The following is a 20,168-nucleotide window of genomic DNA, read 5'->3' as shown; positions in this document are numbered from 1 at the left end:
AGGGTGGCGTACGCGAGGACCGCGCCGAGGCCGCCGCCGAGCAGGAGCGCCCCGCGTACGTCGATCCGCCCGCCGCCCCGGACCGGCGTCCTCGGAATGAAGGCGTGGACGCAGAGCGCGGCCACCGCGGCGAGCAGGGCCCCCACGACGAACACGCTCCGGTATCCGAGCAGATCGATGACCGGCTGCATCAGGAACGGCTCCAGCACTCCGACGAGCGCCGAGCCGGAGGTCACCAGTCCGACCGCGGCCATCGCCGCGCGCGGAGCGCAGAGCCGGAGCGTGAGGGCCACCGCGATGAAGACCGTGGCCAGAGCGGCGCCCTGGAGGAACCGCCCCGCCAGGAAGACCCCGATGTTGGGCGCGGTGAGGCAGACCAAGGCGCCCACGCAGGTCATCAGGAGCGTGCCGACGAGTATCCGGCGCTCGCCGAAGACGTCGCAGCTCTTCGCGAGCAACGGCGACCAGATGGCCCCCGCCAGCATCGCGCTCGCGTTCAGCCACGCTGCCTGGTCGGTGTCGAAGTGGTCGAGCATCTGGGGCAGGACCATGAGGGGAGAGGTGATGGCCAGGTCGGCCAGGACGGTGGCGAGGATCAGAACGGCGACCCGGAGGGCGAGCCGCCCGCTCCACCGGTGCTCCAGGTCGGTCACGGCGAACTCCTCCTGACCGGCGGCCGGCTGCCCGCCGCGGCGCGCAGCCCCGCGTCACGGGCGGCGAGATCGGCCCGGGTGGCCGGCAGTAGACGGTCGCGGCCGGCTTCGGCGCTCGCCTGGGCGAAGGTGACGTGGGGGCGCTGTCTCGCCTCGTACCGTTCGAACGCGGTGGTGTAGTCGTCGCCGTACCGTTCGAGTTCCTCCGCGAGGAAGCGGGCGCCGGTGAGCGCGAGTGACGTGCCCCGGCCGGAGAGGAAGGCCGGGCAGTATCCCGCGTCCCCGACGAGGACGACACGGCCGCGGTGCCAGGACGGCAGCCGGATCTGGCTCGCGGCGTCGAGGTAGAGGGTGGGGGCGGCCCGGACCGCGTCGAGCAGCAGGGGGATCCGCCACGACGTGAGGCCCGCGAAGGCGTCGAGGACGATCCGTTTCTGGGCGTCCGGGTCGCGGTGGTCGTAGTCGAGGGGTTCGGAACGGAACTGGAGGACCGCGACGGTCCTGTCCTTGTACCGGAAGACGCCCGCGAGCCGGCCGGGAACGTTGTGGATCGTGTTGACGCCGTCGGACCAGGTGTCGCCTGGGAGGTCGACGAGGGCGAAGTAGACGCCGAGGTGCCGGAGATACTCCTGTTCCGGCCCGAACACCAGCTCCCGTACGCCGGAGTGCTGGCCGTCGGCGCCGACCACGAGGTCGTACCGTCCGGCGCGGCCGGAGTCGAACCGGGCGCGGACACCGTCGCTGCCGTCGGCGAGTGACCGGATCGCGTCGCCGAAGCGGAGCGTCACGGTGTCCGGGAGCGCGTCGGCGAGGGTGAGGACGAGGTCCTCGCGCAGGATCTCGACATGGGCGTCCTCGTCGGACTCGCCCGTGTGGGCCACTGGGACTCGGCCCACCGGTGTGCCGTCCCGGTCGACGAAGTGGCTGGACTCGGACATCCGGAGCCGCTGCTCCTGGAGCCTCGCCAGCAGCCCCATCCGGTCCACGGCCCCGATCGCGTCGCCGCGGATGTCGATGGGTGTCCCTTCGAGCCGTAAGCGGTGGGCGTGTTCGACGACCGTGACGTCGTGGCCGCAGGCGCCGAGTCCGCAGGCGGCGGCGAGCCCGGCGATGCCGGCTCCGGAAATGAGGATGTGCATGGGGTGCGCGCTCCAGGTTTCGGGGTCGCCGAGCATCGCGACCACTCTTAAAGCGACATGTTGTCGCTTTAATGGGACCCTAATCGTGATCGGCTTGCACCGCAACGGCCGGCCTGACGACAATCGGCGTCCGAGCGGAGGAACAGGAGGTGGGCGCGGGAATGGCCGACGGCATCACGAACGGCCCGCAGGCACGTCGCCCCGGTGGCCGCAACGCGCGGGTGCGGGAGCGGATCCTCGGTGCGACGGCCGAACTGGTCGCGCGCGACGGCGTCGCGGGCTTCCGCTACGACGAGGTCGCCGAACTGGCCGGCGTCCACCGGACCAGCGTCTACCGCAACTGGCCCGACCGCGAGGAACTGGTCGCCGAGGCCCTGATCCAGTACGCCGAGGGCCTCGCGACCATCGCCGACACCGGCGACCTCCGCCATGACCTGGTGGACTATCTTGTGGCCATCGCGGGCGGACTGGCCACACCCTTCGGCCGGGCGCTCGAACTGGCCCTCCAGCCCACCCACGAGAACCCCGCGGTCCGCGAAACGGTGGCGAAGATCCTCGAACAGCGCGGAGCCGCGACCCGCACGCGTCTGGACCTGGCCACCCGCCGGGGCGAACTGCCTCCGGTCGACAGCGTCTTCCTCGGCGAGCTGCTCTCCGGACCGGTCCACCTCGTGGTGAACCGCGGCCTGCGCCCGTTCACGCGCGCTGACGCGGAACGCATCGTCGACGTCATCCTCGCGGGTGTCCGGGCCGCGCCACCGGCGCCGACACCGCCCGCCTGAGCACCGGCGGGCCGGCCCGCCCCCGGCAGTGGTCGCCGCGAGACCGGCCGCCCCCTCCCGCAGGGTCGCCTGTCCGGGCGGCTCAAGTCCGGTGCCAGCCAGCCGATCGGCCCAGGCGCGGCAGATGTCGGCCCGGTTGCGGATGCTTGTCCGTCAGATGCGGGCCCGGTCGCGTGTGCGATCCGCTGGAGATCCGGTGCGTACGGACTCCTCCGCCCAGCACGCTCCCGTACCGTCCGCGGCCCGGTAGGCGCGGACGAGAGCGGAGGCGTCGTCCGTGGCGAAGAGGGCGTCACCGAGTTCGGCAGCGGTTCGGGCGGCGCGGGGCCTCCGGCGGCGACGGCGATCGGCTGCGGTGCGTCGGGGAGGTCGACAGCCCGGCGGGGGCGTACCGCCAGCCCGACGGGGAAGCCGGTCCATCACGACCGAACCGAAGGAGCCGAACCGTGATCATCGCCGTCGTCATCGTCCTGTGCCTGGTCCTGGCCATCCTCGCCTTCCTCCTACCGCGTCTGTCACGGCACCCCGAGCGCGGCGCCCAGCGCTCCCTGGGCCTCGGGGCGCGCGCCGGCGGCAAGGCACCCGGAATCCTCGGCAGGATCATCAGCAAGCCCTTCAGCACCAGCGCCCGCGCGGTGAGCCGCAGCGGCTCGGCCGGCCGCCGGGCCCGCAACCGGCTCCCCTTCTGAGCCGCCCCCGCCCGCCACAGCGGCTCCAGGGCCCTCCCCCGCGACCACCCAGGAGACAACCGTGCAGCACGACCGCTTCACCGGTGCCGACAAGGTCCGTAGGAACTCCACCTGGGCAGCCATCGCCTCGGTGCCGACAGTGTTCCTCCTGCTCTTCCTCGTCTTCGTCCAGAAGCTCACCGGGGCATGGGTCGGGCTGGCGATCCTCGCGGCCCTGTGGCTGCTCGCCCTGTGGCGCTTCACCGGTGTGGGGACACGAGGACTCCCTCCCCAGCGCTGACCGCCCGGCACACAGCGGCCGGAAGCACAGGGCCGCCGGGCCCGGCCCGCACAGTGGCCGGTGCAGCCCCGCAGCCGAGTGAGGCAACTCGAACCGGGCGCGGTAGCCCGGTCTCCTGGTGCCCGCCACGCGTCGGGGGCGTGGCCAGGGCGCGTTCTTGTGCTTGATGCCGATGATCAGGGAGGGCGGCAGGGTCCGGTAGCGGAGCCAGCAGGGGTGCCGGGTGCCGGGGGCGGTGCGAGCCCTTCGGCCCGGTTGCACACCCGGCGCAACAGGCCTTCTCTGAACAGCTACAGAGCCCTGCGCTCGCTAGCGCTGTTCGTGGGTGGGATTGGGGAGTTCGACGTAGGTGCGCGTGCCGTGGGCATCGGTGACGTCGATGACGATGCTTGTCCAGTCGTGCGTGGGAATCTCGACGATGCCGGTGGAGTAGGTGCTGTTTTCCAGTATGTCCGAGGCCATCTGGACTCCGGTGAGGTCTTCGGCAAGTGCGATGTAGTTCTCAAGATTGCAGCTGCCATCCTCGAATCCGAACCCCACTTGGCGCATCAGGTCAACGAGCTCGTCAGGGGTACTGCCCTCGCGGTGGAGTGGGCCTTCGAATCGGGTACGTAGCTCGCCGTCCTCCCACCAGGAGAAGAGGTCATGGCGTTGGGGCTGCGGAAGTGCGAGACGCCCCTGGTGCCGACAGTGGCGCACTCCATCGCGTCGGTCTGGATCTCGATACCGCCGTTGATCTCCAAGGCCAGGACCCAGTCGGCGTCTTTGCCCCCTACGAGGGTGGCGCCGACGAACATGTGGTCACCCCACGCATCTTGGTCGTCCTGGAAGTCACGGTCCCGGGCAACGAACGCGTCGAAGCCGACGACGTCTCCCTGCGGGTCCGCGCCAAGGCGGTCGAGGAACCTTTGAGGCGAGAGTCCACGCACCAGCGTCAGGGTGTACCCCTCAAGCAGAAAGCCCCCGCGGAAATCTCGGAGCCAGGAGCGATCTGAGGATTCAAGGTTCATGAGCGGTCATGCTGTCAGGCGCCGGTGACAGAGCACCGTCCAAGACCGTGTCGATGTCGTGAGGCGTCGTCGAACCGCTCATGGGGCGGGGTACGTGGAGTCGGATTGTTCCGGACGGGTCGTGGGAGGTCGCCAAGCCGCTGATCCCGCCCTCGCAGGTTCGGCCGCAGGGCGGAGGGACGCAGAACACCCCTGATGAGACGCTGTTCGCCGCGATCATCTACGTCCTGGTCTCCGGGCTGAATGCGCGCAGCAGAGCTTCTGTTCCATCCAGGGTCTCGCGTGCTCGCGCGAAATCAGCTGGCGCTGCCCGGCTGTTCTCGTGCACGCCTCTCCGGCGCCTCAGGGGTGGCCGCTGCATCCGGGGTCACCGGTGACCGGGAGCTCGCCCTCGGTCGGACCACCCACAGCGGAAGCGCGCGGTCACAACATACGGAAAGGCGGTACCGGATTCCTCCGATACCGCCTACGACCTGCGAGAACACAAGTCGGGACGACAGGATTTGAACCTGCGACCCCTTGACCCCCAGTCAAGTGCGCTACCAAGCTGCGCCACGTCCCGTTGCGTTTCGCGCGGTGTCCCGCGTGATCACGCAGAAGGAACTTTACCCCACCTGAGCGGGTGCCCGGTGCCAGGGCGGCCCGGTGGTGGCGGAGCAGTTCGCCGGGCCGCGCGGGACAATCGGCGGATGACTCAGGACGCGGGGCGCCAGGACGATCGACGGGACCGGGACGAGGCGGGCCGGGCGCGCAGCAGTCGCCCGCGGGACGGGCTCGGGCGGCCCCTGCCGTACGGGGCGGCGGGGGTCGCCCGACAGCCGGAGGGGGTGGTGCGGACGCCCGGGGAGACCGTGGCCGAGGCGCAGCGGCTGCTCGGGCAGGGGATGCCGTTCCATGCGCACGAGGTGTTCGAGGACGCGTGGAAGAGCGGCCCCGAGGAGGAGCGCGCACTGTGGCGCGGGCTCGCCCAGCTGGCCGTGGGGCTGACGCACGGCGCGCGGGGGAACGCGAAGGGCGGCGCCCTGCTGTTGCGGCGCGGGGCGTCGGTGATCGAGCAGTGGTCGGCGGGGCCGGACGGGTTCCGCACGCACGGGCTCGACCTGGTGGGGTTGGTCCGCTGGGCGCACCGGCTGGCGGACCGGCTGGAGGCGGATCCGGCTCCGGTGGACGCCGCCGCGCACGCACCCCGGCTCACCGGTTCCGGCTGACCGGCCGGCGGGGCCGGCCTCCGTGCGGCTGCCCCGGTGCGGCACACTCGGGGGGTGCGACACATCCACGTCATCGGCATCGGTGCGGGCGACCCCGAGCACCTCACCCTCCAGGCGGTCAAGGCGGTGCGGGGCACCGACGTGTTCTTCCTGCTGGACAAGGGCGCGACCACGGCCGACCTGTTGCGCTTGCGTCGGGACGTCCTCGACGCCCATCTGCCGGAGCCCTCGGCGCACCGGGTGGTGTCGGTGCGGGACCCGGAGCGGGACCGGCGGGCGGACGGGGCCGCGTATCCGGCTGCCGTGGACGACTGGCGGGTGCGCCGGGCGGAGGTCTGTGCGGAGCTGATCCGCGGGGAGCTGGGCGAGGACGGGGTGGGCGGGTTCCTGGTGTGGGGTGACCCGGCCCTGTACGACAGCACGCTCGCGGTGCTCGACGAGGTGCTCGCGCGGGGTGGGGTGGAGTTCACGTACGACGTCGTGCCCGGTGTCAGTAGCGTCTCGGCGCTGGTGGCGCGGCACCGCACGGGGTTGACCCGGGTGGGTCGGCCGGTGCAGATCACCACGGGGCGGCTGCTGGCCGGGGGGTTCCCCCAGGGGGTGGACGACGTGGTGGTGATGTTGGACGGGCAGCAGGCGTTCCGGCAGCTGTACGACTCGGCGGAGGCGGAGGGCCTGGACGTGTACTGGGGTGCCTACCTCGGGACGCCGGACGAGGTCCTGGTGTCCGGGCCGCTCGCCCGGGTGGGCCCGGAGATCGAGCGGGTGCGGGCCGAGGCCCGGGAGCGCAAGGGCTGGATCATGGACACGTACCTGTTGCGGCGACGTCCGGGCGCGGCCGGGTCGTAGCCGGTCCGGGGCGGCACCGGGGCGGCCGGGTGCGGCCAGTCACCGGGACGGATGGCCCCGGGTGCGCCGGGGGGCGCGGGGTGTGACGCTGCTGTGCGTGACCACCACCGACGACCCGGCCGCGTCCGTTCGGCCCGGGGCCGTGTCCGCGCCGGTCCTGGACCGGCGGAGCAGGAACGTCGTCTTCGTGACGATCCTGCTGGGGGTGCTCCTGGCGGCGCTCGACCAGACGATCGTGGGGACGGCGCTGCCGACGATCGTGTCGGAGCTCGGGGGCGCCGACCACATGTCGTGGGTGGTGACCTCGTACCTGTTGGCCGAGACCGTGGCGACGGTGCTCGTCGGCAAGTTCGGTGACCTGTTCGGGCGCAAGGTCGTCTTCCAGGTGTCGGCGGTCGTCTTCATCACGGGTTCGTTCCTGTGCGGGCTGGCGACGAACATGACGCTGCTGATCCTGTGGCGGGGGGTGCAGGGCATCGGCGCGGGCGGGCTGATGGTCACGTCGATGGCGCTGATCGCGGATGTGATCCCGTTGCGGGAGCGGGGCAAGTACCAGGGTGCGATCGGCGGCGTGTTCGGGGTGGCGACGGTCATCGGGCCGTTGATCGGGGGGTTGTTCACCGACCATCTGACGTGGCGGTGGGCGTTCTACGTCAATGTGCCGATCGCGATCGTCGTGGTGATCGCGGCTGCCCGGACGATCCCGGTGGTGCGGTCGGCGTCCCGGCCGGTCATCGACTACCTGGGGATCGCGCTGGTCTCGGTGGGAGCCAGCGCGTTGATCCTGGCGACGAGTTGGGGCGGCAACGAGTACGCGTGGGGCTCCGGGGTGGTCGTGGGGCTCTTCGTGGGCGGGGTGGTGGCGCTCGGGGGGTTCTGCTGGGTGGAGTCGCGGGCCGCGGAGCCGATGCTGCCGATGCGGCTGTTCCGCGATCCGGTGTTCACGGTCTGTTCGGTGCTGAGTTTCATCGTGGGGTTCGCGATGCTCGGCGCGATGACGTTCCTGCCGACGTACCTCCAGTACGTGGACGGGGACTCCGCGACGGTGTCGGGGGTGCGGACGCTGCCCATGGTGATCGGGCTGCTCATCGCGTCGGTCTTCAGCGGCAACGTGGTGAGCCGGACGGGGAGCTACCGGATCTTCCCGATCGTGGGTTCGTTGGTGATGGCGGTGGGCCTGTACCTGCTGTCGCTGATGGGGAGCGGAACGAGTACGTGGCTGGCGTCGCTGTACATGTTCGTCCTCGGCACGGGCATCGGCCTGTCGATGCAGGTGCTGACGATCGCGGTGCAGAACACCGTGGACTACGCGGATCTGGGTACGGCGACCTCGGGGGTGACGTTCTTCCGTACGTTGGGCAGTGCGTTCGGCACGGCGGTCTTCGGCACGATCTACACCAACGCGCTGCGGCCCAACCTCGCGGACGGGGTGGCGGAAGCGACCCGCACGGGCGCCGTGGACGCGGCGACGGCGGGGCGGGCCGCGATGAGTCCGGAGGGGCTGCACCGGCTGCCCGCGGACGCGTCGGCCCCCATCGTGCACGCGTACCAGGAGTCGCTGCAAACGGTGTTCCTGTGGACGGTTCCCGTGGCGCTGCTCGGTTTCCTGGTGGCGTTGTTCCTGCGTGAGGTGCCCTTGCGGGACAGCGCCCGGATGGGGTCGTCGGACCTGGGCGAGGGCTTCGCGCAGCCGTCGTCGGGGGACTCCCAGCGGCTGTTGGAGGTGGCGGTCGCGAACGTGCTGCGGACGGCGGGGCCCGATACCGCGCGGCGGATCGTCGTCGAGTCGGACACCCGGCTCGATCCGGCGGGCGCGTGGGCGGTGATGGAGGTCGAGATGCTCCACCGGCTCGTCGGGCACGCCAGCCTCGGGCTGATCGCGGCCCGTCGGCACATGCCGCCCGAGGTGTTGGTGCCGGTCTTCGAGCGGATGGTCGACGAGGGGTTCCTCACCCGGTCCGGGTCGTTGTTCTCGCAGACGGCGGCCGGGGAGCGGGAGGCCGCGGCGATCACTCGGGCGTGGGCGCGGTGGCTCGACGAGCGGTTGGAGCGGGACGGTGACCGACCGCCGGACGCCGCGCTGCGGGCCGCGGTGGACAGCATTGCGAAGCGGCTGCTGACGGAGGACATGTCCGGGGTGCCGCTGGCGCGTGCGGCGTCGGGGTAGGCGGGCCCGCGCACCTCGGGCGGGTGGGGAGCGGAATCGATGCGCCGCTTGCCGATGGATACCGGGTGGGGGTATAAAGATCAGGACGGGAGATACCCCCTAGGGGTTTCTCGGGGGGTGTTGACCTCCTTCCGTCCCCACCCGCTCGCACCTGCTTTCCCGGAGGAACCACCATGTCGTCCTGCTGCTCCACCGACGGCTCCTGCTCGACCGGCGAGACCATCGAGATCACCACCGACAGCCGCACCACCGCCTACCAGGTGTCCGGCATGACCTGCGGCAGCTGCGAGTCCTCGGTCTCGAAGGCGGTCGGCGCCCTCGACGGCATCCTGGCCGTGGCGGTCGACGTCCGGGCCGGCGTGGTCACGGTGACCACCGACGCCGAGCCGGACGACGCCCTGGTGTCCCGCGCGGTCGAGGAGGCCGGTTACGCGGTCACCGGTCGGGCCGCCTGAGACGGCGCCCCGGGCGCGGGTCCGGCCGGCGGTCGGCCGGACCCGCATCGCCCCGTCGCCCCCGAGGAGGGCGCCGGAGAACGGTATGACCGCCTATGGCAAGAGCTGCCTCAAGTGACGGGTATGTCATGGTGGAGGCGTGCTCGACGACATAGACCGCAGGATCGTGCAGACGCTGACCCGTGACGGCCGGACCCCCTACACCGGTCTCGCACGGGATCTCGGCGTGTCCGAGACGACGATCCGCCAGCGGGTGGCGCGACTCCAGGAGAGCGGCGTCCTACGGATCGTGGCCCTGTGTAATCCGCTGACCCTCGGCCACCAGTCGGTGCGCCTGATGATCCGGGTCCGGGACCTCACCCCGCGCGCGGTGGCGAAGACGCTGTCCGGGATGCCGATGATCAACCGGGTGGCGCTGTGTGCGGGCAGCCAGGACATCTTCCTGGACGGCACCTGTCGCGACCAGGCCCAGCTCGTCCAACTGCTGGACGACATCCGCATGCTGCCCGGCGTGTCCCGGGTGCAGGTGTTGCTGCTGCTGGAACTGTTCAAGGACTACTCGTGGAGCGGGCTGGCCAGCGCCGTGGGCCAGGGAGTCACCGCGGACCAGGACTGAAGCGATCCCGTCCGCGCGGGACGGCTGCGCCCCCGGGTCAGCCGGGGATGATGCGCTCCCCGGGCTGCACCGGCACCTCCCGGAAGCCGGCCCACAGGTACGAGTCCTTGATGACCTCCAGCACGGTCAGCGCCTCCGCGTGGGCGACGCCGTTCACCCGGCGCACCCGTTCGGTCAGCAGCTCCGCGAGGTGCTCCAGATCGCGGCAGCGGACGTCCACGATCAGGTCGTAGGGCCCCACGCAGGACGCCACGTACCGTACCTCCGGCATCCGTGAGAGTTCGCGGGCCACCAGCGCCACCGGGATGTGGTGGACGCGCACCGCGAGGTGCACCTCCATCTCCCCCATGCGCACCGGGTCGACCATGCCGACCACCTGGAGCACGCCCTTGCGCTGGAGCCGCTGGTAGCGGGCGCGCACGGACGCCTCGGAGAGGCCGATGGTCCGTCCGACCTCGGCGAACGAACGGCGGCCGTCCACCCTCAGCTGATCGATGATCTGCCGGTCCAAGTCATCGATCACGGGGTGCCTCCAGTCATAGGTGGTTCACGCATCAATTATCCCCCGGACGTCAAGGGTCGCCCGTCGCCGCTTCCCTCCACTACGAGATCCGTGGAAATAACCGCTACTTTCCACGGGATTCGTTCCTCCTTCATCTTTTCGGCCAGTGGCCAATCATCGACGCTGTTCTCCATCACGAACCCGCCCCGGACCTAGGAGAACCGCGACATGCACTCGACCCCTCCGCCCGACCGGACCGGCCGTCGGACGTCCCGGTGACGGCGACCGCCCCCCGGCCCGCGGGCCGGACCGCCGTGACCACCGCGCTGCTGGCCCCGGCCGGCATCACGGTGATCGGCCTGGTGCTGGTGCCGCTGTTCCTCGTGGTGCGCAACAGCTTCGCCTCGGCCGACGCGTACGGCGGGGTGACGGGCGGATTCACCCTCACCAACTACCAGGACCTGATGGAGCCGATCTACCTCAAGGTCTTCGGCTACAGCCTCGGCATGGCGGCCCTCAACACGGCCGTCTGTCTGGTCCTCGGCTACGTGGTCTCGTACTACCTGGCCAGCCGGCCCCCGCAGCGCCAGATGCTCCTCCTGCTGCTGATCATCGTGCCGTTCTGGACCGACTTCCTGGTCCGGACGTTCGCCTGGATCAACCTCCTGAGCCCCGGCGGGCCGGTCAACAGCCTCACCGACGCCCTCGGCTTCACCGACGGGCCCACTCAGTGGATACCCAGCCAGGGGGCGTCCTTCATCGGGCTGGTGTACGCGTTCCTGCCCACCGCGATCTTCCCGATCTACGCCTCGTTGCGCGGGGTCGACAACTCCCTGGGCGAGGCCGCGCGGGACCTCGGCTGCGGGTGGTGGCGGGTGCACACCCGGGTCCTGCTCCCGATCGCCCGTCCGGGCATGCTCGCGGCGGCGCTGCTCACCTTCATCCCGACCCTGGGCGTGTTCGTCATCCCCGTCCTGCTCGGCGGCGGACGCGACCAGCTCGTCGGCAACCTGATCGTGACCCTGTACACCGAGTTCCGCAATCAGCCGATGGGCGCCGCGGCCTCCGTGGTCCTGCTGGTGCTGATGGTGGCCTCGATGGCGGTCTTCGGACTCGCCGCCCGGCGGCTGAGGAGGAAGACCGCATGAAACACGCCCTCGACACCGTGACCGCCTGGCTCGCCCGGAGCGTCATCGCCTTCCTCTACATCCCCATCGTCGTCGTGGTCGTGCTGTCGTTCAACGACTCCGAGGTCACCTACAAGTGGGCCGGGTTCTCCACCCGCTGGTACGGAACGCTCGCCGACAACACCGAACTGCTGGCCGCCCTGCGGGTCAGCGCGGAGGTCGCCCTGATCTCCGCGACCCTGGCCACGCTGTGCGGGCTGCTCTCCGCCATGGGCATGGCCCGGCTCGCGACCCGGTGGAAGGCCGTGTTCTCGGGCGGGCTGTTCCTCCCGCTGATCATTCCGGAGATCGTGCTCGGCGTGGCCCTGCTGTCGGTCTTCGGCGCGATGAGCGCGACCCTCGGGATGACGACCCTCGTCCTCGGCCACCTGGTGGTGACCCTGCCCTACGCCGCCCTGATCGTCCTCGGCGCGTACAACGCACTCGACCCCTCCCTGAAGGAGGCGGCGACCGATCTGGGCTGCGGGCCCTGGCAGGCGTTCCGGCGGGTGACCCTGCCGCTGCTGCGGCAACCGCTGCTCGCCGCCTGGCTGCTCTGCTTCACCATCTCCTTCGGCAACATCGTCATGTCGACGTTCACCAACGGCATCGGCTCCACCACCCTCCCGCTGCGGGTGTACTCGATGCTCAAGGGCGGGCTCACCCCCGAGATCAACGCGCTCGGCACCCTGCTCGTGCTCTTCACCCTCCTGATCATCCTGGGCGTGGGCCTGCGCCAGATGCGTCAGGTGCTGCTCGGCGGCAAGCGCGGCTAGGCCGCCCCTCCCGGCCCCCGCCCCCGGCGCGTTCGCCGTCCCCTCCCCTCCTCCCCGGCCTTCCCACACCGGCTCGCGAAAGGCACCCTCATGCGCAAGAAGAGCGTCTCCAGAACCCTGTTGGCCGCTTCCGTCGCCACCGTCACGGCCCTCGTCGTCACCGGTTGCTCCGACTCCGGCTCCGATGCCGGTTCGGGCGGCGGCAAGAAGCTCAACGTCTACGCCTGGGCCGGGGAGATCCCCGAGTCGGTGGTGAAGAAGTTCGAGCAGGAGACCGGCATCGAGGTCACCCTCGACACCTTCGACAGCAACGAGACCATGACCGCCAAGCTGAGCTCCGGTTCGGCGGGGTACGACCTGGTCGAGCCCAGCCAGTACACGGTCCAGCAGCTCGTCGGCCAGAAGCTGATCCAGCCCCTCGACCACTCCCGCATCAAGGGCCTGGACAACCTCGCGGACAAGTTCCGGGACCCGACCTACGACCCGGGCAACAAGTACAGCATCCCGTGGATCTGGGGCACCACGGGCTTCGCCTACAACGACAAGTGCATCGACTCGGCGACCAGTTGGAAGACCCTGTTCGACAAGGAGCACCGCGGCAAGGTCTACATGCTGGACAACATGCTGGCGGCCTACATCGCCGGCCTCCAGGTGACCGGCTCGCGCGCCACCAGCACCGACGAGGGCGAGATCGCCGCCGCGACGAAGGCGCTGGAGGACCAGAAGGACATCCTCGCGGGCTACAACTCCACCAACTACCCGCAGTTGCTCTCCTCCGGCCAGGCGTGCGCCGCGCAGGCGTGGAGCGGGACCGCGATGGCGAAGGTCGTCGCGGCCAACGAGAACGTGCACTACGTCATCCCGGAGGAGGGCGGCTCGATCTGGACGGACGGCCTGTCCATCCCGAAGGGCGCCAAGAACACCGACGCGGCCTACGAGTTCATCAACTTCACCCTGCGCCCCGAGATCGCCGCGATGGCCACCGACGACGGCGGCAGCGCCAGCACCAACGCCAAGGCACGGGACCTGGTCAAGGACAAGAAGGCCCTGGACAACCCGGCGATCTATGCATCCGACGAGTCGATCGAGAACGCGGACTTCCTGCTCGACCCGGGGACCGCGATGAAGCACTTCCAGCAGGGCTGGACCAAGGTGAAGGCGTCCTGACATGACAACGACCGCCATCGAACCGACCGGCCGCACCGGGACCGACGCACCCGCCGTACGCCTCACCGGGGTCGGCAAGTCCTTCGGCGGCACCCCGGCCGTCCAGGACGTCACCCTCGACATCCGGAGCAACGAGTTCTTCTCGATCCTCGGGCCGTCGGGCTGCGGCAAGACCACCCTGATGCGGATGATCACCGGGTTCGAGATGCCGACCGAAGGCACCGTGGAACTGGGCGGGGTCCCCGCGACGGGCGTCCCGCCGCACAAACGGGACCTCAACATGCTCTTCCAGAGCTACGCCCTGTTCCCGCACCTCAGCGTCCACGACAACATCGCCTTCGAGCTGAAGGTGCGCAAGTCGCGCCCCAAGGCGGAGATCGGCGCGGCCGTCCGGGAAGCCCTCGCCCTGGTGCGCCTGGAGGGGTACGGGGAGCGGTCCATCGCGCAGCTCTCCGGCGGTCAGCGCCAGCGCGTCGCCATCGCGCGGGCCCTGATCGGTCGGCCCTCGCTGCTCCTCCTCGACGAACCCCTCGGCGCCCTCGACCAGAAACTGCGGGCCGAGATGCAGTTGGAGCTGAAGAAGATCCAACGCGAGGTCGGCGTCACCTTCGTCACGGTCACCCACGACCAGGAGGAGGCGCTCACCATGTCCGACCGCATCGCGATCATGGACGGGGGGCGGGTCCTCCAGGTGGACACCCCGGAGGCGATCTACGAACGGCCCGCCACCCGCTTCGTCGCCGACTTCATCGGCACCTCCAACCTCCTCACCGGAACCCTGGGCGGTCACCGGCTCGGGGTGGCGCAGCTCGGCAACCTCACCGTCCCGGACGGCCACGGACTGGCCGACGGCACCGAGGCGCACCTCGCGGTCCGCCCGGAGAACGTGCGGCTCGCCCCGGCGGGCACCGCACCGGACGGTGGCGAGGTCACCGTGGACGGCGCCCTCCAGCAGGTGGTGTACCTCGGCAACGCCACCCGCTACCACCTCACCCTGGCCGACGGCTCCGACTTCGTCGCCGAGGCGCGGGGGGCGGACGCCAGCGGGCTCGCCCTCGGTGATCCGGTGACCGCCGGTTGGGCGGTCCGGCACTCCCGGGTGCTGGCCGAGTGACCCGCCGACCGCGCCCCGCAACCGCACCGTCCCCGCGCACCAAGGAGATACGGCCGTGAAGGTCGCAGCAGCCCAGTTCGCCCCGACCGCCGACGCGGCGGCCAACCTCGCGGTCATCGAGGAGATGACCCGGGAGGCCGCCGCGGCCGGTGCCCAACTCGTCGTCTTCCCCGAGGAGTCGATGGTCCCCTCGGACGCCGACGAGCACGGTGACGTCCCGTTGCGGGAGCTCGCCGAGAAGCACTGGCCCGCCTTCCTCGAAGGGATCACCCGCATCGCCGCGACGTACGGCACCGCGGTGATCGCCGCCGGCTACGAGGACAGCGGCGAAGCCCTCCCCTACAACACCATCGCCGCCGTGGACGCGAGCGGCGAAGTCCTCGGTCTCTACCGCAAGATGCACCTGTACGACGCCTTCAACTACCGGGAGTCGCAGAAGGTCCAGCGCGGTGACACCGGGCCGGTCGTCGTCCGCATCGGCGACTTCAACGTGGGCCTGGTGAACTGCTACGACGTCCGCTTCCCGGAGTTCACCCGGTCGCTGGTGGAGATGGGCGCCGACCTGTTGTCGGTGTCGGCCGCCTGGGTCAAGGGCCCGCTCAAGGAGGACCACTGGACGACGCTGCTGCGCACCCGGGCGATCGAGAACACCTGCTGGGTGATCGCGTCCTCGCTCACCACGCCCGACTGCATCGGCATGAGCATGGCCGTCGACCCGCTCGGAGTGGTCCGCGCGGCCCTCGGCGAGGAGGAACGGTCGATGCTGGTCGTCGACGCCGACAAGGACCGCATCGACCGGGCGCGCACGATCCTCCCCGTGCTCCGCAACCGCCGCATCATCATCGGACCGAGGTGACCCGTCCCATGCCGCTCGACCTTCGTGACCTGCCCGCCGCCCCCGACGCGGACCTGCTCGCCAAGCTGCGTCGGGTCGACTTCCCGACCCTCGGCCACTACCTGGAGGAAGGCTTCTGCGCCCCGGAACTCCAGCGCATGGCCGGTACGGAACGGATCGTCGGCCGGGCCGTGACCGTACGGATCACCGCGACCGACTCGACGATGCTGCACCACGCTGCCGGACTGGTGGAACCCGGTGACGTGGTCGTCGTCGACTGCGGCGGTGACCGTCGGCACGCCCCGCTCGGTGAGGTGGTCGTCAACGCGCTCGCCTCCCGGCGCGCGGCCGGCGCCGTGGTGGACGGGCTCTGCACCGACATCGACGCCCTGCGTGCGCTCGGACTCCCCGTGTACGCGTACGGCCGCACTGCGCTGACCACCAAGCTGCACGGCATCGCCGACGGCTCCCTGTGCGCCCCCGTCACCTGCGGCGGCGTCCCCGTGCACGCGGGTGACCTCGTCCTCGGTGATGCCAACGGGGTGATCATCGCCCCCGCGGAACGGCTCGCCGCCGTGATCGACGAGGCCTTGGCCGATGACGCCGAGGAACCCGAGCTGGTGGCGCAGCTGTGGGCGGGCGAACCCCTGGGTTCGCTCACCGGAGCCACCGACACCCTCCGACGGCTGGGCTGAACCACCGCGTTCGCGGGCCCCGCACCGCACCCCACCCCCATACCCCCGAAAGGACCATCGTGTTGCTGAAAGCCGCCGTCAACGGCGGGCGCTCCCAGGCCGAGCAGCCCACCGTCCCCGTCACCGCCGCGGAGATCGCCGCCGACACCGTCGCGGTGCTCGCGGCCGGAGCGGACGTCGTCCACTTCCACGTCCGCACCCCGGACGGGGGACAGACCATCCGCCCCGACGCCCTGGCCGAGGTCCTGTCCGCGATCCGTGGCGCCGCGCCGGACGCGGTGGTCGGCACGACGACCGGTCTGTGGACCTGCTCGGGCCCCGTGGAGCGCTACGACCTGGTCAAGGCGTGGGAGGTGCTGCCGGACTTCGCTTCCGTCGCGTTCAGCGAGGAGGGTGCGGCCGAGACGGCCCGACTGGTCCTGGACCGGGGCATGGTGCTGGAGAGCGCCGTGTGGACGAGGGACGACGTGCCGCGGCTGCTCGACTCGCCGACCCTGCACGACAACGTGCGCATCCTGATCGAGCCCGTCGAGGAGGACCCCGTACGGGCGGTCGCCGAGGCCCGGGCGATGGCCGCGCAGGTGCGGGCGGCCGGGGTGCGCTGCCCGATCCTCTACCACGGTGACGGCCCCACGGTCTGGCCCCTGGTGCGGGCGGCGATCGAGGACGGCCACGAGACCCGGGTGGGCTTCGAGGACGGCACCGACCTGCCGGACGGTTCGCCCGCCCCCGACAACGCGGCCCTGGTGCGCGCGGCCCGTGCCCTGGCCGCTTCCTGAGTTCCACGGTCCCGGGGCCCGGCCCGGTCGCGTTCCCCCCACGGGAACGGGACCGGGCCGGGTGCCGTCTCAGGGTCGGCCGAGGATCTGCCTGGCCCGGTCGAAGGCCGTGTCGCGGTCGGCGGCGAACTCCTCGTCGGTGAAGACCGGCGTCGCGATGTCGGCGGGGATGCCGGGGCCCTCGAAGGACCGGCCGCGCGGATCGGTGTACCGCTCGTTGGAGAGCGTGAACCGCCAGCCGTTCGGCAACTCCCGCCCCAACGTGTCCGAGAAGACTCCCTGGGTGTTCTCGCCGATGAGGGTGGTGGGCGTGGGGCGCTCCTGGAGGGCGTGGGTGAAGGTCTCCCCCGCGCTGACCGTCGCTCCGCTGATGAGCAGCGCCACCGGTCCGTCGTAGCGGGGCGTTCCCGGGGCGGCCGGCTGTACGGACGCGGTCCGTCGACGGGTGAAGCGGGTCTCGTCCCGGGGGTCGTTGCGGGCCTGCTTGGTGAACGCGGTGTAGGAGTGGTTGGTGAGGCGGGAGGCGATGGCCAGGCCGAGGGGGTCGTACCCGCCGGCGTTGACCCGGACGTCGACGATCAAGCCGCGCCACCTCCCGGGTCCGGCGGTGCGCGCCCGGGTGACGATCCGGTCGAGCACCCGCTCCAGCTCGGCGGCGTCGTCGTCGTACCGCCCGCGGTTGTCGACGTAGCCGGCGAACCGGTTGATGCGCAGGTAGCCGAGGTCGCCGGGCAGGTCGGCGTACCCGATCGCGCCTTGCGCATGGGACTCCAGGGGCCGCCCCCCGAGGTCGCGGCGCTCGATGAACTGTCTGGTCTTCGTCTCGTACGCTTCGTCCGGTCCGACGGTGCCCGGCCGGATGAGGTCGACGCCGCGCTGGAAGTCCGGGGAGTTCGCTACCAGTGCGACGTGCGCGTCGTGGAGCGGTGCGATCATCTCCGCCAGGGTGTCGAAGAGTTCCGCGGGGCCGGTGCGCGCGGTGACCCGGGGGCGGTAGGTGGCGCGTGCCCGGTTCCAGTCGACGCCGCGGCTCCCGAAGAAGGCGTACTGCTCCGCGAAGGTCTGCCAGAACACGTCGAAGTCGGCCAACGGCCCGGTGGCCCCGGGGCGTCCGCAGTTCGGGGGCAGCGCGGAGACGCGGCGCAGATCGCGGTCGGCCGCGGTGCCGTGGGCCAGGAGGGTCGCCCGGTTCCTCGACTGCGGGCGGACGGTGAACGCCATGTCGTCGGCCTCGAAGCGGACGGCTCCGTCGGGGCCGACGGCACCCTGCCGGGGCGCGTTCAGGGCCGGTCGGCAGCTGATGGCCGTGGTGTCCCAGGTCCGCAGCACTCCGTCCTGGACACGGGCGACCATGCCGTAGCCGTCCATCCGCCACAGGCCGTCCGCCGAGTGGCCGCCGCCCGCGCCCCGCGGTCGGGGTGCCGCCACCGCGGTGGCGCCGAACGTCCCGGACAGGGCGAGGGCGGCCCCCGCCGCCATGAGCACGGACCGCCGGCCGGGCCGCGTGGCCCGGCGTCCGTCGTCCTGGCCGCCGTCGGCCGGCGTCGTCACTGGTGTCACTTGGTGCACGATGTTTCCCCAATTCGTCGTCAACGCGTCGTCATCATGGCGCTCTGAGCAGGGCGTGCGCGTCATCCCCCGGACGGCTGCGGGGTCAACCGGCAGGGTGACGGGGAGGGTTGCCCGCCCCTAGGGGAGTCCCGGAGACGAGCGCCCCTGCGGGTGGGGGACAGCGGGGTGCGAATCGGGACGGGCCAGGCGTGCCCATCTCGCCCTGTGTGCAAGGCAGTTGAAACGCGTCAGCGTTTCCGTACGATCACTCGGATGCCGCCCGGCCCCAGGGGCGGCCGTCCGTCTCAACCGTTCAGGAGAGGCAGCGTCATGAGAAGACCCCCCCACACCCGGTTGCGTGCCGTCGCGGCCGGCGCACTCGCCACGGCCCTGGCCGCCGTCGGGCTCGCCGCACTCCCCACCGCCGCCCAGGCCGCCACCGGCGGGCTCACCGTGCAGTACCGGACCGGTTCGACCGGCGCGACCTCCTCGCAGACGGCGCCCTGGTTCAAGGTGCGCAACACGGGCGCGGCGGCCGTGCCGCTCAGCGAGGTCAAGCTCCGCTACTACTTCAAGGCCGACTCGGCGACGACCAGCTACCGGTTCGCCTGCGACTGGGCGGTGAAGGGCTGCGCGAACGTCACCGGCTCGTTCGGCACCCTCGCCAACCCCACGGCCACCGCCGACCGTTACCTGGAGGTCGGCTTCACCGCCGGGGCCGGTTCGCTAGCCGCGGGCACGGACACCGGTGACCTCCAGCTACGGTTCCACCGCACCGACTGGCAGCAGCTGGTCCAGAGCGACGACCACTCCTTCGGCGCCGGACAGAGCGCCTACGCCGACTGGCCGAAGGTCACCGCGCGGGTCTCCGGCACCACCGTGTGGGGCACCGAACCGGGCGGCTCCACCGAACCGCCGCCCGGTCAGGCCCTGTTCGACGACTTCGCCTACACCTCGGGCAGCGACCCCAAGCTCAGCGCCAACGGCTGGCAGTTGCGTTCCTGGGGCGGCGGACCGGGCGTCTACGGCGCGACCTGGTCCCCGAAGAACGTCACGTTCTCGCAGGAGGCCGGGTCCTCCCTGATGACCCTGAAGGCGGGCACCGCCGGCACGGCGGCCAGCACCGAGCACGCCGAGATCTCCACGACGTCGATGAAGTTCAAGAACGGCACCTACGCGGCCCGCGTCAAGTTCAGTGACGCACCGGTGGCGCAGGGCCCGGACGGCGACCACGTGGTGCAGACGTTCTTCGCCATCAACGACCTGAAGTCCCCGATGGCCGACGACTACGCCGAGTACGACTTCGAGTACCTGCCCAACGGCGGCTGGGGCGAGACCTCGAACGCCTTCTTCGCCACCTCCTGGGAGACCTACCACCCGACCACCGGGCAGCTCGTCAACACGCACACGGTCGCCCGCAGCAGCCACGACGGCTGGCACGACCTGGTCTTCACCATCGACGGCAACGACATCCGGTACTACCTCGACGGCCGGCTGTTCGGCACCCACGGTGCCGGCTTCCTGCCCGAACGGGCGATGCTGATCAGCTTCAACCAGTGGTTCACCGACCTCACCGGGCAGACCGGCACCGCACCCCGCAGCTACGAGCAGCAGGTCGACTACGTGCTGCACGTCAAGGACCAGGTGCTGACCCCGGCGCAGGTGGCCGCCAAGGTCGACGCCTACCGCGCGACGGGCACGGCCTTCGCGGACACGGTCACCGCGGGCTGACCCG

The 20,168-nt window shown here is 71.1% G+C and carries 20 protein-coding genes, 1 tRNA gene and 2 pseudogenes; 17 read left to right on the top strand and 6 right to left on the bottom strand.

All coding sequences use genetic code 11. The features are described 5' to 3' along the window. Positions 1-653 (bottom strand): MFS transporter (locus tag ACFWIA_RS32055; protein ID WP_387010765.1); only part of this gene is annotated, 653 nt, incomplete at its 3' end. After that, a complete protein-coding gene (locus tag ACFWIA_RS32050) occupies positions 650-1,792 on the bottom strand; it encodes an FAD-dependent monooxygenase (RefSeq protein ID WP_387010764.1) in 1,143 nt (380 codons plus the stop codon). The genes ACFWIA_RS32055 and ACFWIA_RS32050, both read right to left, overlap by 4 nt. 161 nt (positions 1,793-1,953) lie before the next feature. On the opposite strand from ACFWIA_RS32050, the gene ACFWIA_RS32045 reads away from it, so the two are divergent. From ACFWIA_RS32045 to ACFWIA_RS32035, 3 genes are all read left to right on the top strand, one after another. Beyond that, on the top strand, positions 1,954-2,574 hold the full coding sequence (locus ACFWIA_RS32045; protein ID WP_387010763.1) for a TetR/AcrR family transcriptional regulator: 621 nt from the start codon (positions 1,954-1,956) through the stop codon (positions 2,572-2,574). Between the two features lie 446 nt (positions 2,575-3,020). Further along, positions 3,021-3,263: a DUF6411 family protein gene (locus ACFWIA_RS32040; protein WP_387010762.1), complete on the top strand. Its 243-nt coding sequence runs from the start codon at positions 3,021-3,023 to the stop codon at positions 3,261-3,263. 61 nt (positions 3,264-3,324) lie between these two features. Next, on the top strand, positions 3,325-3,543 hold the full coding sequence (locus tag ACFWIA_RS32035) for a hypothetical protein (protein ID WP_387010761.1): 219 nt from the start codon (positions 3,325-3,327) through the stop codon (positions 3,541-3,543). Positions 3,544-3,852: 309 nt separating this feature from the next. Here ACFWIA_RS32035 and ACFWIA_RS32030 read toward each other — a convergent pair. Next, positions 3,853-4,553, bottom strand: a pseudogene (locus ACFWIA_RS32030) (DUF6461 domain-containing protein). 80 nt (positions 4,554-4,633) lie between these two features. Here ACFWIA_RS32030 and ACFWIA_RS32025 point away from each other — a divergent pair. Further along, positions 4,634-4,792: pseudogene (locus tag ACFWIA_RS32025) on the top strand (IS5/IS1182 family transposase); the annotation flags it as partial. A 249-nt stretch (positions 4,793-5,041) separates the two neighbouring features. Here ACFWIA_RS32025 and ACFWIA_RS32020 read toward each other — a convergent pair. After that, positions 5,042-5,115 (bottom strand) — tRNA-Pro (locus ACFWIA_RS32020). Between the two features lie 127 nt (positions 5,116-5,242). On the opposite strand from ACFWIA_RS32020, the gene ACFWIA_RS32015 reads away from it, so the two are divergent. The 5 genes from ACFWIA_RS32015 (at position 5,243) to ACFWIA_RS31995 (ending at position 9,848) form a co-directional block, all read left to right on the top strand. Next, a complete protein-coding gene (locus ACFWIA_RS32015) occupies positions 5,243-5,761 on the top strand; it encodes a DUF309 domain-containing protein (RefSeq protein WP_387010760.1) in 519 nt (172 codons plus the stop codon). A gap of 54 nt (positions 5,762-5,815) precedes the next feature. Beyond that, on the top strand, positions 5,816-6,610 hold the full coding sequence (gene cobF, locus ACFWIA_RS32010; RefSeq protein WP_387010759.1) for a precorrin-6A synthase (deacetylating): 795 nt from the start codon (positions 5,816-5,818) through the stop codon (positions 6,608-6,610). Between the two features lie 97 nt (positions 6,611-6,707). Beyond that, positions 6,708-8,777 (top strand): MDR family MFS transporter, encoded by a 2,070-nt coding sequence (locus tag ACFWIA_RS32005; RefSeq protein WP_387010758.1) that lies wholly within the window; start codon positions 6,708-6,710, stop codon positions 8,775-8,777. A gap of 173 nt (positions 8,778-8,950) precedes the next feature. Beyond that, on the top strand, positions 8,951-9,232 hold the full coding sequence (locus tag ACFWIA_RS32000; protein WP_387010757.1) for a heavy-metal-associated domain-containing protein: 282 nt from the start codon (positions 8,951-8,953) through the stop codon (positions 9,230-9,232). A 139-nt stretch (positions 9,233-9,371) separates the two neighbouring features. Continuing rightward, the gene (locus tag ACFWIA_RS31995) at positions 9,372-9,848 is read left to right on the top strand and encodes an Lrp/AsnC family transcriptional regulator (protein WP_385490405.1); all 477 of its coding nucleotides are present in this window, start codon (positions 9,372-9,374) and stop codon (positions 9,846-9,848) included. A gap of 37 nt (positions 9,849-9,885) precedes the next feature. On the opposite strand, the gene ACFWIA_RS31990 is transcribed toward ACFWIA_RS31995, so the two are convergent. Beyond that, a complete protein-coding gene (locus tag ACFWIA_RS31990) occupies positions 9,886-10,371 on the bottom strand; it encodes an Lrp/AsnC family transcriptional regulator (protein WP_385490402.1) in 486 nt (161 codons plus the stop codon). 254 nt (positions 10,372-10,625) lie between these two features. Between ACFWIA_RS31990 and ACFWIA_RS31985 the strand changes: the two genes are divergently transcribed. From ACFWIA_RS31985 to ACFWIA_RS31955, 7 genes are all read left to right on the top strand, one after another. After that, positions 10,626-11,498 carry an ABC transporter permease gene (locus ACFWIA_RS31985; protein ID WP_387010756.1) on the top strand — a complete coding sequence of 291 codons (873 nt, stop codon included), beginning with the start codon at positions 10,626-10,628 and terminating at the stop codon, positions 11,496-11,498. Then, complete coding sequence (locus tag ACFWIA_RS31980; protein WP_387010755.1) at positions 11,495-12,292, top strand: ABC transporter permease; 798 nt, start codon at positions 11,495-11,497, stop codon at positions 12,290-12,292. The genes ACFWIA_RS31985 and ACFWIA_RS31980 overlap by 4 nt, the downstream gene beginning before the upstream one ends. Before the next feature lie 90 nt (positions 12,293-12,382). After that, a complete protein-coding gene (locus ACFWIA_RS31975; protein ID WP_387010754.1) occupies positions 12,383-13,459 on the top strand; it encodes a PotD/PotF family extracellular solute-binding protein in 1,077 nt (358 codons plus the stop codon). 1 nt (position 13,460) lies between these two features. Further along, a complete protein-coding gene (locus ACFWIA_RS31970) occupies positions 13,461-14,573 on the top strand; it encodes an ABC transporter ATP-binding protein (RefSeq protein WP_387010753.1) in 1,113 nt (370 codons plus the stop codon). 55 nt (positions 14,574-14,628) lie between these two features. Continuing rightward, the gene (locus ACFWIA_RS31965) at positions 14,629-15,429 is read left to right on the top strand and encodes a carbon-nitrogen hydrolase family protein (RefSeq protein ID WP_387010752.1); all 801 of its coding nucleotides are present in this window, start codon (positions 14,629-14,631) and stop codon (positions 15,427-15,429) included. Positions 15,430-15,437: 8 nt separating this feature from the next. Beyond that, on the top strand, positions 15,438-16,103 hold the full coding sequence (locus ACFWIA_RS31960; RefSeq protein WP_387010751.1) for an RraA family protein: 666 nt from the start codon (positions 15,438-15,440) through the stop codon (positions 16,101-16,103). A gap of 59 nt (positions 16,104-16,162) precedes the next feature. Further along, positions 16,163-16,882, top strand: coding sequence for a 3-keto-5-aminohexanoate cleavage protein (locus tag ACFWIA_RS31955; protein ID WP_387010750.1), 720 nt, complete (start codon positions 16,163-16,165; stop codon positions 16,880-16,882). 69 nt (positions 16,883-16,951) lie between these two features. Here ACFWIA_RS31955 and ACFWIA_RS31950 read toward each other — a convergent pair whose 3' ends face one another. Next, a complete protein-coding gene (locus ACFWIA_RS31950; RefSeq protein WP_387010749.1) occupies positions 16,952-18,442 on the bottom strand; it encodes a S41 family peptidase in 1,491 nt (496 codons plus the stop codon). Positions 18,443-18,763: 321 nt separating this feature from the next. Here ACFWIA_RS31950 and ACFWIA_RS31945 point away from each other — a divergent pair, with 321 nt between their 5' ends. Continuing rightward, positions 18,764-20,164: a cellulose binding domain-containing protein gene (locus tag ACFWIA_RS31945; RefSeq protein WP_387010748.1), complete on the top strand. Its 1,401-nt coding sequence runs from the start codon at positions 18,764-18,766 to the stop codon at positions 20,162-20,164. Positions 20,165-20,168 lie beyond the last annotated feature (4 nt).

Origin of the sequence: Streptomyces sp. NPDC127068 (assembly GCF_042724695.1) — a bacterium.
Classification (GTDB): Bacteria; Actinomycetota; Actinomycetes; order Streptomycetales; family Streptomycetaceae; genus Streptomyces.
The sequence above is the reverse complement of the archived record's forward strand: the minus strand, read 5'-3'. Positions and strand labels throughout refer to the sequence as shown.

Bases quoted from the DNA above. Each gene is read 5' to 3' on its own strand.
- ACFWIA_RS32050 (WP_387010764.1), bottom strand. From the start codon at position 1,792: ATGCACATCCTCATTTCCGGAGCCGGCATCGCCGGGCTCGCCGCCGCC.
- ACFWIA_RS32045 (WP_387010763.1), top strand. From the start codon at position 1,954: ATGGCCGACGGCATCACGAACGGCCCGCAGGCACGTCGCCCCGGTGGC.
- ACFWIA_RS32015 (WP_387010760.1), top strand. From the start codon at position 5,243: ATGACTCAGGACGCGGGGCGCCAGGACGATCGACGGGACCGGGACGAG.
- ACFWIA_RS32000 (WP_387010757.1), top strand. From the start codon at position 8,951: ATGTCGTCCTGCTGCTCCACCGACGGCTCCTGCTCGACCGGCGAGACC.
- ACFWIA_RS31980 (WP_387010755.1), top strand. From the start codon at position 11,495: ATGAAACACGCCCTCGACACCGTGACCGCCTGGCTCGCCCGGAGCGTC.
- ACFWIA_RS31975 (WP_387010754.1), top strand. From the start codon at position 12,383: ATGCGCAAGAAGAGCGTCTCCAGAACCCTGTTGGCCGCTTCCGTCGCC.
- ACFWIA_RS31970 (WP_387010753.1), top strand. From the start codon at position 13,461: ATGACAACGACCGCCATCGAACCGACCGGCCGCACCGGGACCGACGCA.
- ACFWIA_RS31960 (WP_387010751.1), top strand. From the start codon at position 15,438: ATGCCGCTCGACCTTCGTGACCTGCCCGCCGCCCCCGACGCGGACCTG.
- ACFWIA_RS31945 (WP_387010748.1), top strand. From the start codon at position 18,764: ATGAGAAGACCCCCCCACACCCGGTTGCGTGCCGTCGCGGCCGGCGCA.